This window comes from Pseudacidovorax sp., from assembly GCF_017991995.1.
Classification (GTDB): domain Bacteria; phylum Pseudomonadota; class Gammaproteobacteria; order Burkholderiales; family Burkholderiaceae_C; genus Xenophilus.
On sequence record NZ_JAGOPN010000010.1, the window covers coordinates 141418 to 154758 of the forward strand.

Below are 13341 nucleotides of genomic sequence, written 5' to 3' on the forward strand. Positions count from 1 at the left end.
ATCGAAGGCGCGCCTGGAGAAAAATCGATGATCAACCCGGCCAGCGCGGCTTTGACCCGACAGCGACCACCGTCTCTCGCACGGCGGCGCCCAGGGTACTGTCGTCGTCGCGCCGCCAATGCAGGTAGTAGGGGAGCGATGGAACCAGCAGTTCCCGCACGGCGGCCACGCGCACGAGGCGCCCTTCCTTTGTCGGCGCCGAAGTAAAACTGAGCCACCGCGCCGATTGAATCGTGAGCCAGGGGTGGAAGTCGACGCTGTAATGGTCGACTGTGGATAAGTGTATGTCCTGCCTGGTTCTTTGACCTCCTGATGGTGGTGATGGATGCGCGTGGCAAGGCGCGAAGGGCGTAGCCCGTAGCGCCTTGCCACGCGCGGCGGCCGTCAATCGGTGATGTCCGTCGGGTCGGTCTTGCCGCTGCCCTTGCGGGCCTGTTCCCTGGCCTTGATCCGCTTCTTCGCTGTGGCGCTGCTGTGCAGGAAGCGATGGCTCTCGTTGCCCGTCTCCACGATGTGGCAGTGATGCGTGAGTCGGTCGAGCAAGGCGGTGGTCATCTTCGCGTCGCCGAACACCGTGGACCACTCGGCGAAGTCCAGGTTGGTGGTGATCACCACGCTGGTGTGCTCGTACAGCTTCGAGAGCAGATGGAACAGCAGCGCTCCTCCGGCCTGGCTGAACGGCAGGTAGCCCAGCTCGTCCAAGATGACCAGGTCCATGCGCAGCAGAGCACTGGCAATCCGCCCCGCCTTGCCCTGGGCCTTCTCCTGCTCCAGTGCATTGACCAGATCGACGGTCGAGTAGAAGCGCACCCGCTTGCCATGGCGCGTGATGCCAGAGACACCAAGAGCGGTGGCCAGATGGGTCTTGCCCGTGCCCGGCCCGCCGACCAGCACGGCGTTGTGCGCGGCGTCCGTGAACTCCAGTGTCGCCAGTTGCTCGATCAGCTTGCGATCCACCACCGAGGCATCGAAGTCGAAGCCAGCGAGGTCCCGGTGCACGGGGAAGCGCGCCGACGTCATCTGGTACTGCACCGAGCGCATCGCGCGGTCCGTGGTCTCGGCCTGCAGCAGGTGTTCGACCAACCAGCGTGAGCTATCCAGACCCGAGGCCGGGCCCTGCTCCTGCAGATCGCACCACGCACCGGCCATGCCGTGCAGGCGCAATGCCTTGAGCTCGACCATCACATCACGCATGGTCCACCTCCTGGCTGCGCAGGCTGTCGTAGCGCGCCGTGTTGGCCAGCGGCGGTGTTGCGACCTGCAGCGCCGTCTCGGCGCCGAGGGGCACTGCCGGCGCGTTGAGTCGACCAAGCACGTTGATGACGTGCTCTACGCTGACACGTCCGGACGGCGGACAGCTCTCCATCGCCAACTCCACCGCCACGATCACGGCATCCAGGCCGGCCGTCGGCACGATGGCCAACACCTGTGCCATCACGCGGTCGCCGCCGGCCTGGCGCAGCAGGCCGCGGCGCAACTGCTGCAGCGCCTCGGGCATATCCGCGAAGGGCGCGCCGTTCCTCAGTGCACCGGGTTTGCGTTGCACCAGCGGGATGTAGTGCTGCCAGTCGTAGCGGGTGCCACCGGAGTCGCTCAGGCGCTCGTGGCGCGCAACCACCGCGTCATCGGCGACGACCACGACGCTGCCTGGATACAGCCGCGTGCTGACCATCTGTCCGGCCAACTCGCACGGCACCGAGTAACGGTTGCGCGCCACCGAGACCAGGCAGGTGCTCGACACTCGCGCCGGCTTCTCCACGTAGCCATCGAAGGGCTCGGGCATGGGCATCAGGTGAGGCCGCTCGTGCTCGAGCATCTCGGCCACGCTGAACTGGCTGTGCTCGGGATGGCGCACCTCGCTCCACAGCGCCCGGCAGCGCTCGCCCAGCCACGCATTGAGCTCGGCGAAGGAGCCGAAGCGGCGCCTGGCCGCCTCGATCCAGATGCGCCGGCGGCTGTCCTGCACGTTCTTCTCCACGCGCCCCTTCTCCCAGCCCGAGGCCACGTTGCAGAAGTCGGGGTCGTACAGGTAGTGCGCGCACATCACCGAGAAGCGCGCGTTGACGGTGCGGCCCTTGCCCTTGTGGACCTTGTCCACGGCCGTGCGCATGTTGTCGTAGATGCCGCGGCGCGCCACGCCGCCCAGCGCTGCGAACGATCTCGTGTGAGCATCGAACAGCATCTCGTGCCCCTGGCTCGGATAAGCCACCAGCCAGAACGCGCGGCTCGCGCAGAGCTTCAGGTGGGCCACCTGGACCCGGTAGTAGATGCCGCCGACGACCAGGCCTTCTTCGCTCCAATCGAATTGGAAGGCCTCGCCGAGTTCGAAGTTCAGCGGAACATAGGCCGTGATGTTGACCGCCTGACCCTCGCCCTGGCGCCAGGCTCGAACGAAATCGGTGACGGCCGAGTACCCGCCGGTGTAGCCCTCGGCCTTGATCTCGGCATGCAGCGCACGCGCCGTGCGCCTCTCGTGCTTGGGCCGCCTGGCATCGGCCATTAGCGCCTGCTTCAGCGTCCCCTCGAACGCGCTGAGCTTGTTGGGGCGTGGCTCGCGCCGGTACTTCGGCGCCTCGTTCACCGGCGCGTGCAGCCACTTCGAAATCGTGTTGCGAGACAGCCCCGTCTTGCGCGCTATCTCGCGCTCCGACAGCTTGTCCCTCGCGTGCAGCCGTCGGATCTTGCCAATCATGTCCATGGTGATCACTCCTCGAACCCCACCGCTTAAAAAAGCAGCAGAGTAGGTTGAACACCTGGCTCACTTTTACTTCGGCACTACCCGCAAAACTGGCTCAATTTCCGGTCGGCGCCAACACGATGGGATGGTTGAAAGGTGCTGAGTCGCTGCTGAACAGCCAGCGCTTCTCGGGCGAGAGTAGATCAGCAGTTCGGACACTCGAACATCAAGCGCGGCAGCGCGGGCTGGCGGGAGGCCGGCGCGATGGCAAGCGGCGGCCCGGGCAGCCAAGGCTATGCCGGCTGTGCCCCAATGCCATTGTTTGGTTTTTCACTCGCGGCCTTCGGAGGAGGTCGAGTGCAAGTGGACCGAAGCCCGTCGATGTGCTCGTTGAGCCCCGGATCGACAGAGCGCCACATCGGATCAAGGATGAAGTCGATCCCCTCCCGCCTGGCGAGTTTCGCGGCGGGAACGAAGTCGGCATCGCCGGCGACGAGGACGATCTGGTCAACCTGCCGCTTGAAGGCCAGTGAGGCAATGTCGATTCCGATGCGCATGTCCACCCCCTTCTGGCGGACATTGGGCAGCAGATCAGCTTCGCTCAGATCCTCGAAGCTGCGCTTCTTCTTGAGCAGGTCCTGGATGGCCGACGGCACGAGTGTCCATGGCGTATCCCCGGAGAGATGGCCCATGCGCAGGGCAACCTTGCGCTTGGAGCGCAGGCGCTCATGCAGTTCGATGCGAAAGCGCGCTTCATCGGTCTTCGAGAAATCGACGACCTTGCCGGTCAGGGGGTTGTGCAGCTTCTTGAGCAGCGGCGGGCAGTCGTAGAAGAAGATGCGGTACAGCTCATGCTTCCGCTGTTCTCCACGCATGCCTCCCTCACGCATGTGCAGCATGGCCCACCGCCAAGCCAGATCGGCTGCGCGTGTTGCATCGTGCGTGCTCTCCGGGCAGATAGCCCGGTAGCGCTTCACGAAGTAGCCGCCGTCAATGAGCACAGCCGTTGGCACGGTTCCTCCGGAAACGAAAACGCCCCAAGTTTCGGCACATCCAAGATGGTTGGAGGCTTACTTCGAGGGGCGGGATGCCGTTGATTTTACTCCAAAACTCGGCCTCGAACTCCGGGGCACGAAATTCGCAGCAGCTTTCGATGCGGAGGAAAACCGTCACCCGTTTCAAGCGGCGCAAAGTGCAGCCTCCTTCTCTGTCGTGCCTTCGGGCACCGCTTCAGCTGAGGCCGGCAGAACCGAGGGTTCATCCCGAACTGCCGCAGCGGCCTCCACGAAATCCGCCACGGTCTGCCACCCAGCCCTCAACTGGGCCTCGCTCTTGCCGATGTAGTGCCCGAGGGTGACATCATTGCCCGCCACGTGGTTGAGCATCCGCTTTAGCACGCCGCCGGACACCAGTTCCTCCGCAATGCTGGCGAACGTTGCCCGCAGACCATGACCCTGAACCGTGGTGCCGGCCTCAGCGTTGATCCGCGTCAGCGTCTTGCGCGCGTCGGTGATCGCAAACAACCGATCCTCGGGCTTCCTGCCCGTGCAATACGCCCTCGCGATCGCCAGAGCCTGCCGTGACAGCAGCAACTTGTGATCGCTGCGGTTCTTCGTGTCCCGCAGCACGATACGGCCCCCCTCCAAATCCACGTCTACCACCTTGATGGGCTCGTATCCGTATCGCTTGCTGCCCAGTATCTCGACGCCGCGGCAGCCGGTGAGCAACTGGAACCGGTAGTAATCGGCCGCTACACGGCCAGATGCGCAGGCAGCTCGCCACCAGGCACCCAGCCGCTCCGGCGGGATCGGCGCAGGGTTGCCCTTGGGCGGCGCCAGCACAATGCGGTCGCGGCCGGCGGTGTCCTGCCCCAGGGGGTTGTTGGGCACCACGACGCCGTGCCAGCGCAGCACGGCACGAATCACCTGCATGGCATAGATCGCCTGCCGTTCCGAGCGCTTGATCTGGGTTTCATAGATTCCCCGGATGTCCTCAGCCGTGACCTTGGACAGCAGCCTGTGCGCCAATGGGTACAGTTCGCCGTCGGCGAACTTGCGGCCTTTGAGGGACACCCGGCCGGCTTCGATCATGGCCAAGTAGTCGGCCTTGGTACGTGCCTTCAGCGGCAAGCCGTCCTTGGCGCGACGCTTCCTTTCAACATAGTCGCGCAGTGCCTTCTCGAAGGTCACCCCCTCCTCACGCTCAGCCCGCTCGCGCGCCGCAGCTTCAGCGCGCAAGCGAGCTTCCTCTTCGGCAGGCCAATCCACGCCTTCCCGCGCCAGCGCCCGGATGCGCTGCGCCTCCGCACAGGCCGAAGCCAGCTTGATCTGGCCAGGACCGTCCCCGTACTCTTGCGGCAATCGGTACTGGCGCTCACCGTCCTGACCCTTGACGGTGTAGCGCACCAGCAGCGTGCGCGCGCCATCGGGCGCAATCCGCATCTGCAGGCCCCGGTCCAGAGTGACCTTGTACGGTTGCGGCCGCGGCTTATGGGCCTCAATGGCCCGAACCGTCAAAAGTGGCATTTGGTGCCTCCGTGTCCGATGCGTGTCCGAAAGATCCTGAGCTTGGATGCTATCGAACGAGACAAGGAGAAGCAAAAAATCAACGCAACTTATTGATTTTCAATGATTTACCGGTGTTTCATAAAGTCCGGATAAATCTCAAAGAGTCCCAATTTGTACAACTCTTAATCCGTAGGTCGAGTGTTCGAGTCACTCAGGGCCCACCAGACAAACGAATCAAGCACCTGGATCGAAAGATCCAGGTGCTTTTTTCTTTTCGACTACAGCCTCGCCCGCCCTCTGGTCAGCCGGGCCCAGTGCGAGCCAGCGGCGGCCCCAGGCTCGTCTGGTCCGCACTGTGCGCTGCGCAGGTGGCGGCCCGAAGCGCGCCTCCCAGACTCCCTCCTCTCTCAAACCCCTGCGCCTGGGCCTCGCCATCCTGCTCGGATTTCTGGCTCGAAATCTTGCACCGCTTTGCCAGAAATTCCGATTCAAATTCACCGTTTCAATTAATCACGATCAATTGTGAAATTGACCGTGAACAACAAGCGGGAAAAAATATTTGCCTCCTGCGCGCCGACAACATACGCTATGGCGCTCTCGGATTGAAAGCCGATTTATTCGCTCACCGGGATGCGGGCCGCCAGTTCCATGGCGGATCCCGACGATCCACGAATCAAAAACAATGCGTCTCCGGAGGGGGCATGAGCCGTCGATCTGCAGTGCTTGAAAGCTGCATCCCACCTCGCCATGAAGCGAGCGTTCTTCCCTGGACAAACACACCCGCCGATACCGGGGCAGGCACACCTCGGCAAGTCCTGAAAGCGGTACGCATGGCCGCAGCGCCCTGAGTCGCGGGCCCCGATGCCGCTTGGCAGCAGGGCAATTCCTTTTGAATCCATTTCGCGCGAGCCATTGCCTTTGCGCCGCGGCTCGGTGTGCCTGCCAATTCAATTTCCCAGCCAATTGATCGGACCCAACGCCAATGTCCGATCTTCACCAAGGAGATGACACCCATGGCCCCACATTCAGCAAAGCGCCCGCCGCACCCGGGAAACACGAAATACGCCCTGCGGAAAAAAGTATTCGTGCGGCTGCCAAAACGCCTCGCTCTTCCGTTGCTGCTGGCGTCCATCTGGGGGCTGCCAGCCCATGCCGCCGACATCAGCTGGTCAGGCGCCAGCGGCAGCAACTGGTCCACGGCCGGCAACTGGATCGGCGGCGCGGCCCCCGGCAGCACCGACACGGCCGTGCTCAACGGCACGGGCAGCATCCGGATCGCCGACCAATCGGTCACCCTCAATGCCTTCTCGCTGGCCACCAGCCTCGCGGACACGACGCGCCTCACGATCAGCGGCGGTGGCCGCCTGACCGTCGCCCTCGGGGTGATCGGCGCCACGGGCGGCAGCGGCAGCGTCGTGGTCAGCGGCCCCGGCTCGATGCTGACCAACACCTCGGAAATCACCATCGGCCGCAACGGCACCGGCTCGCTCACCGTCATCGACGGCGCGCACCTGGTGTCGCGCCGGCTGGCCCTCGGCACGCCGACCTGGGAGGTGGCCGGCGGCACGCCCGCAGGCGGCTCGGGCTCGCTCACCGTGAGCGGTGCCGGCACGCTGTGGGAGAACACCGCCGGCGTCGACGTCGCGCGCAACGAAAGCCCGGGGTCCACCGGCACCCTGACCATCTCGGACGGTGCCACGGCACGCATCCGCAGCACGGGCGTCTACACCGGCGCGGGGGCCACGCTCAACTTCACGGGCGCCGGCACCCGCGTCGAGATCGGCGACCCCACCGACCCCAACGATCTGCAGGCCACGTCCTCGGGCTGGCTGAGCGCCGATGGCGGCAACATCCAGGTCTCGGGCGGCGCCAGCCTCTACACGAGCGGCACCTACGTCGGTGCGAGCGGCGCCTGGGCCACCACCATGACCGTGACGGGCCAGGGCACCAGCTTCATCGGCGAGCAGCGCATCTATGTCGGCGGGCAGAACGGCTCGCGCGACGTCGATCCGGTCAACGGCAATGGCCTGCTGACCATCGCGGACGGCGCCACCGCGTGGGGCGGCACGGTGGGCGTGGGCATGGACCCCCATTCCAAGGGCGTGGCCGTGGTGACCGGCAACGGCTCGCAGCTCTGGGCCAAGGCCAACACGGCGCTGACCACGCCGACGCGCGGCAACTTCTACGTCGGCTACGCGGGCGACGCACTGGTCGTGGTCTCGGACGGCGGCACCATCAAGGCCGACAACGAGGTGCGCATCGCCTACGACAGCGGCTTCGGCAAGCTGGTGATCGGCGCGCAGGAAGGCCAGGCCGCGGCCGCACCCGGCAACGTGATCGCGGCCAACGGCATCGTCTTCGGCGACGGCGCGGGCGAGCTGGTCTTCAACCACACGGGCACGGGCCTGCTGTTCGGCAGCACGCTGAGCGGCAACGGCACGCTCAAGGCGCTGGCGGGCACCACGATCCTGAGCGGCGACAGCTCGGCCTTCACGGGCAGCACCGCTGTCAAGGGTGGCGAGCTGCGGGTCAACGGCTCGCTGGCCGGCTCCGCGGTGACGGTGGGCAGCGGCGCGCGCCTGTCGGGCAACGGCACGGTGGGCAGCCTGAGCCTGCAGTCCGGTGCCACCGTGGCGCCCGGCAACAGCCCGGGCACGCTCACCGTCGCCGGCAACTACACCCAGGCCGCCGGCTCCACCTACGAGGCCGAGTTCGTGCCCGGCACCGCCACCTCCGACCGCATCGCCGTCAAGGGCACGGCCCAGATCGCCGATGGTGCCGTGCTGCGGGTCTCGCGCTACGGCAGCACGGCGCCCTTCAGCCTCACCGACCGCTACACCGTGCTGACCGCCGACGGCGGCGTCACCGGCCGCTACGTGCTGACCGGCGACACCAGCATCTCCACCTTCTACGCCCTCACGACCGGCACCGACGCGGGCAGCGTCTACGTCGCCGCCCAGCAGGTGCGTGCCTTCACCAGCGCGGCGCTCACGGCCAACCAGATGACCACGGCCGGCGCGCTGCAGAGCCTGGCCGCCGGCGGCGCCCTGCGCACCGCCATCGGCTACCTGCCGGACGACGCCCAGGCCCGCGTCGCCTTGGACCAGCTCTCGGGCGAGATCCACGCCTCCCTCCGCGGCGCCATGGTGGAGGACAGCCGCTTCGTGCGCACGGCCGCCATCGACCGGCTGCGCGCCGCCTCCGGCGCTGCGACCGCGCCGGCGGGCGCCAGTGCCGACGCCAACGGCCTGGCCGTGTGGTCCCACGTCTACGGCACCTGGGGCAAGACGAGCGGCAACGGCAATGCCGCCTCGCTCTCGCACGACACGGGTGGCTTCGTCGGCGGTGCGGACCTGCCCGTCTTCGACACGGCCCGGGCCGGCGTGCTGCTGGGCTATGGCCATGCCTCTTACGACAGCGACGGGCGCAACGCGTCGGGCTCGTCCAACGGCTACACCCTGGGCGCCTACGGCGGCACGCAGGTCGGCGACGTCGGCGTGCGGCTGGGCACGGCCTACACCTGGAGCGACGTGAGCACCCGCCGCGACGTCGTCTTCAGCGGCCTGGCCAATGGCCTGTCGGCCAAGTACGACGCCCGCACCTTCCAGGCCTTCGCCGAGGCGGGCTACCGCATCGACGCCGGCGCGGTGGCGCTCGAGCCCTTCGGCGGCCTGGCGCATGTGGCGGTGCGCACCGACGGCTTCACCGAGCGCGGCGGCGTGGCGGCCCTGAGCTCCGGCAGCAGCAACACCGACGTCAACTTCTCCACCCTGGGACTGCGCGGCTCGGGCGAGTTCAACCTGGGCGGGCGCACCCTGACCGCCAGCGCCTCGCTCGCCTGGCGCCATGCCTTCGGCGACACCACGCCGCAGGCCAGCTTCCGCTTCCTCGGCTCGGACGCCTTCGGCGTGAGCGGCGTGCCCATCGCGAAGAACGCCGCCCTCGTCGAGGCCGGCGTGTCCACGCAGATCGCGCGCAATGCCTCGCTGCGCCTGTCCTACACCGGGCAGTTCGGCAGCCACGCCCGCAGCCAGGGCCTGCGCGGCAACCTGGACTTCCGGTTCTGAGCGACATGCCGGCGCGCGGTTTGGGCGGCCCGGTCGCCTTCGCCGGGCGCCGGGCCGCTTGCCCGCAAGGCCCGCCCTTGGCCTGGCGGAAACTTTTCCGCCTGACCATGACCTGACTGGCGTTCTTCACCCAGAAAGGATGCCTTCATGGACACCTCCGCCCTGCGCGCCACCCTGTCGCTCAGCCTGATGGCGGCCTTTGCCGATGGCGACAAGCACGAGCGCGAGCGCGAAGAGATCCGCCGCATCGCCCAGGGCCTGGGCGCCGAGGGCGCCGTGCACCTGCCCACGCTCTACCAGGACGTGCTGCTGCAGCGTGTGACGCTGGCCGACGTGGCACAGGGACTGCCCGAGCGCGGCGCCCGGCAACTGGCCTACGAGATGGCCGTGTGCGTATGCGATGCCGACGGCGCCCTGTCCCCCCGCGAGCAGGCCTTCCTGGCCGAGGCCCGCCGCGTCCTGGCGCTGGACGGCACGGCAGAAGCCTTCGAGTCCGAAGCCCGCACGCTGGCCGAGGCGCCCCTGGCCGGCCCGACCGCCCTGGTGCCGGCCGCCGCCGCGGGCGCCGCGGCCCTCGCGCCCACACCGCTCGATGAACCCGCCGCACGACCGGCCGCCGCGGTGGACTCCGCCGAACTGGACGACCGCATCCTCAAGGCCGCCATCACCTGTGGCGCGCTGGAACTGCTGCCCGAGACCCTGTCCACGCTGGCCATCATTCCGCTGCAGATGAGGCTGGTCTACACCATCGGGCAGGCCCACGGCTACGAACTCGACCGCGGCCACATCAAGGACTTCCTGGCCACCGCCGGGGTCGGCCTGACCTCGCAGTACCTGGAGCAGGCCGGCCGCAAGCTGATCGGCGGGCTGCTGGGCAAGATGGGCGGCGGGCTGCTGGGCGGGGTCGGCAAACAGGCCGTGAGCTCGGGCATGAGCTTCGCCACCACCTATGCGCTGGGTCACCTGGCGCGGCGCTACTACGCCGGCGGCCGCAGCTTCTCGCCCCAGATGCTCAAGGACAGCTACGCCAGCATCCTCGAACAGGGCAAGGGCCTGCAGGGCCGCTACCTGCCGCAGATGCAGCAGCAGGCCAGCCAGATGGACCTGGGCAAGGTGATGGCCCTGGCCAAGGGCTGGCGCTGAGGCGCCGGCGCCAGCCTCGGAAGTAGCGCTTTCGGCTGATCTTGCCCCGTGCGGGACACGGCACGCAGAATGGACCGCTTCGTGGCCCGTCCCCGGCCGGCCGCCGCCCTTCTCCCTGGAGACATCCCAACGCGCGAAGCCCGCCGGCGTCTGCCCGCCCGCCATGGCCGCCGCGCCGCGCCTTCGACCCGCGCCATGATTGCTGCCCCCATTCCCCCCGATGACGCCGCCCGCGTGCGCGCCCTCCACGCCCTGGGCGTGCTGGACACGCCGCCCGAGGAACGCTTCGACCGCGTCACCCGCCTGGCGCGCCGCATGTTCCAGGTGCCCATTGCCCTCGTTTCGCTGGTCGATACCGAACGCCAGTGGTTCAAGTCCTGCCAGGGTCTCGACACGCCGCAGACGCCGCGCGACATCTCCTTCTGCAGCCATGCCATCCTGCAGGATGAGGTCACGGAGGTCCCCGACGCCACCTGCGACGAGCGATTCCACGACAACCCGCTGGTCATCGAGGCGCCCCATGTGCGCTTCTACGCCGGGGCGCCGCTGGTGGACAGGCAGGGCCAGCGCCTGGGCACCTTGTGCATCCTCGACCACAAGCCGCGCCGCCTCAGCGAGGAGGATCGCGCCCTGCTGCGCGACCTGGCCGACATGGTGCGCGAGGAACTGATCGCCGCCCACGCGGCCACCACCGACCATCTGACCCAGCTCAGCAACCGGCGCGGCCTGGAGCTGCTGGGCGGCCATGTGCTGAAAGTGTGCGAACGGCTGGCCATGCCCGCGCGGCTGCTCTTCCTCGACCTGAACGGCTTCAAACAGATCAACGACCGCTTCGGCCATGCCGAGGGCGATGCCGCGCTGCAGCGTTTTGCCGAGGCGCTGCGGCGGGTCTTCCGCGCGGCCGACGTGGGGGCTCGCCTGGGAGGCGACGAATTCGTCGTGCTCATGAGCAATGCCGACGACGATGCCGCCGAGGCCGCGCTCGGCCGGCTGCGCGCCGTCATCGACGACTGCAACGCGGGTCGGCCGCCGGCCATGGCCCTGCGCTACAGCGCGGGCCTGGCCCGCTGGTCGCCGCGCGACGGTACCGACATCCACGACCTGCTCCAGGATGCGGACCGGGCCATGTACCGGCACAAGCGGCAGCGCCCGGCATCGGGCAGCGAGCGCACGCACTGAATGCGCGCGCCCCGGGTTGGCGCTCCGCTCGATCCGATCAGTCGAACAGGCCCGTCAGCGCCACCCGTGTCACCACGCCCGAGCTGGTCGCGCCCACGCCCACGGTGACGCTGTAGCGGCCGTCCCGCGTGGTGTGCCGCAGTGAGCCGCCGATGGCGCTCTCGCTGCGGTAGTTGCCCAGGCCCACGGCGTAGCTGGTCTTGCCCGGCACGGCGGGCGCGGCCTCCATCGCCGCCACGCCTGCGATGCCCGCGTAGGCACGGCGCGCGTTGTCGTCGATCTGGCTCTGCAGGCGGCTGGCGGCCAGATCGGTGTAGGCCCGCGCGGCCCCCAGGCTCTGCGCCGCGGCGTTGTCGGCATGCGCGTTGGCCGTGGCCACCCCGTCGCCGACCATGCCCTGCACCTGCCCGACGTTGGTGGCGTCGCTGGGCGCGCTGCCCGCAGCCACGCCGGTGATCTGCCGGTTGCCCACGGCCACCTCGCCGCTCGACGACTGCGCGTCGGCCAGGCCTGCAGCCGCGTAGCCGGACTGCGCGCCCCGCGTGGTCGCGCTGCCCGCACCCAGCGCCACGCTGCCAGCATGGGCCGCCGTGGCATTGGCGCCCAACGCCAGGGCGTCGTCGGCACTGGCCCGTGCCGCGATGCCGATGGAGACCGCCTGGTTGGCGCGCACATAGGCGCCCGCCTCCGTGCCGATGGCGATGTTGTTGGCACCGCTCACATTGCGGCCGGCACCACTGCCCTGCGCCAGGTTGCCGTCGCCCACGACACCCTGGCCCGCGCCGGTGCCCAAAGCCTGGTTGCGGTTGCCCTGCACACCGCCGCCGGCGCCCGTCCCCATGGCCAGGTTGTTGCTGCCCGAGACCTGCGCACCGGCCATGGTGCCCGCCGCCTGGTTGCCCGAGCCGCGCACGCCGACGCCCGCGTCCTGCCCGGTCGCCAGGTTGTTGCTGCCGTTCACGCCCACGCCCGCGCCGCCGCCGTAGGCCTGGTTTCCGCTGCCCACCACGTCGCGGCCGGCGTTGCTGCCGTAGGCCTCGTTGTTGCTGCCGGTCACGTTGGTTCCAGCCCAGAAGCCAAGGGCGTTGTTGTAGTCGCCCGTCACGTTCTGGCCGGCGCTGCGACCCATCGACTGGTTCCAGCCCCCATTGACGTTGGTGCCGGCGTAGTAGCCGATGGCCTGATTGGCGTTCTTGCCCGACACGTTGGAGCCGGCGCCCTCGCCGACGGCCAGGTTCCAGTTGGTGCCCACGTTGTTGCCGGCGCCATTGCCCAGGGCCTGGTTGTTGCTGCCGGTGACCGTGCGGCCCGCATTGGTGCCATAGGCGTTGTTGTACGAGCCCGTCACGCCGGTGCCGGCCCAGAAGCCGGTGGCGTTGTTGTAGTTGCCCGTCACGTTCTGGCCAGCGCTGCGTCCGATGGCCTGGTTCCAGCCGCCCAGCACGCTCTGTCCTGCGTTGAAGCCGATGGCCACGTTGGCATTGCCGCCACTCACGTTGGTGCCCGCGGCCTCGCCGATGGCCAGGTTCCAGTTGGTGCCGACGCCGTTGCCGGCGCCCTTGCCGATCGTCTGGTTGTTGCTGCCGGTGACGCCGGTCGTGCCGGCGCCGTCGCCGATGCCCAGGTTTCCCTTGGTCGGGTCCCAGGCCACCGGCTGCGCGGCGGCGAGGCCGCCACCGGCAGCCAGAACCAGGGCCAGGCCCAGCGGAGCGGCACGGCGCGCCGCGCGCCGTGGGTCGTGTCGCATGTTCATACGCTGCTTCCCCTC

8 protein-coding genes are annotated in these 13341 nt (G+C 68.2%); 3 read left to right on the forward strand and 5 right to left on the reverse strand.

Going from position 1 to position 13341, the window contains the following annotated elements; translation table 11 throughout:
• Positions 1 to 384 precede the first annotated feature (384 nt).
• From istB to KBC94_RS15265, 4 genes are all read right to left on the reverse strand, one after another.
• The gene (gene istB, locus KBC94_RS15250; protein ID WP_294371636.1) at positions 385 to 1194 is read right to left on the reverse strand and encodes an IS21-like element helper ATPase IstB; all 810 of its coding nucleotides are present in this window, start codon (positions 1192 to 1194) and stop codon (positions 385 to 387) included.
• Positions 1187 to 2698 carry an IS21 family transposase gene (istA, locus tag KBC94_RS15255; RefSeq protein WP_294371638.1) on the reverse strand — a complete coding sequence of 504 codons (1512 nt, stop codon included), beginning with the start codon at positions 2696 to 2698 and terminating at the stop codon, positions 1187 to 1189. The genes istB and istA overlap by 8 nt, the downstream gene beginning before the upstream one ends.
• 272 nt (positions 2699 to 2970) lie before the next feature.
• Entirely contained in the window at positions 2971 to 3690 is a 720-nt protein-coding gene (locus KBC94_RS15260) for an NYN domain-containing protein (RefSeq protein WP_294371641.1), read from the reverse strand.
• A gap of 165 nt (positions 3691 to 3855) precedes the next feature.
• On the reverse strand, positions 3856 to 5202 hold the full coding sequence (locus tag KBC94_RS15265; protein ID WP_294371644.1) for an integrase family protein: 1347 nt from the start codon (positions 5200 to 5202) through the stop codon (positions 3856 to 3858).
• Positions 5203 to 6299: 1097 nt separating this feature from the next.
• On the opposite strand from KBC94_RS15265, the gene KBC94_RS15270 reads away from it, so the two are divergent.
• The 3 genes from KBC94_RS15270 (at position 6300) to KBC94_RS15280 (ending at position 11573) form a co-directional block, all read left to right on the forward strand.
• Positions 6300 to 9251, forward strand: a complete 2952-nt coding sequence (locus KBC94_RS15270) for an autotransporter domain-containing protein (protein WP_294371646.1) — start codon at positions 6300 to 6302, stop codon at positions 9249 to 9251.
• 147 nt (positions 9252 to 9398) lie between these two features.
• Positions 9399 to 10394: a TerB family tellurite resistance protein gene (locus tag KBC94_RS15275; RefSeq protein WP_294371648.1), complete on the forward strand. Its 996-nt coding sequence runs from the start codon at positions 9399 to 9401 to the stop codon at positions 10392 to 10394.
• Between the two features lie 195 nt (positions 10395 to 10589).
• Positions 10590 to 11573, forward strand: a complete 984-nt coding sequence (locus KBC94_RS15280) for a sensor domain-containing diguanylate cyclase (protein ID WP_294371649.1) — start codon at positions 10590 to 10592, stop codon at positions 11571 to 11573.
• A gap of 37 nt (positions 11574 to 11610) precedes the next feature.
• Here the strand turns inward: KBC94_RS15280 and KBC94_RS15285 are convergent, their stop codons facing one another.
• On the reverse strand, positions 11611 to 13326 hold the full coding sequence (locus KBC94_RS15285; protein WP_294371651.1) for a hypothetical protein: 1716 nt from the start codon (positions 13324 to 13326) through the stop codon (positions 11611 to 11613).
• Positions 13327 to 13341 lie beyond the last annotated feature (15 nt).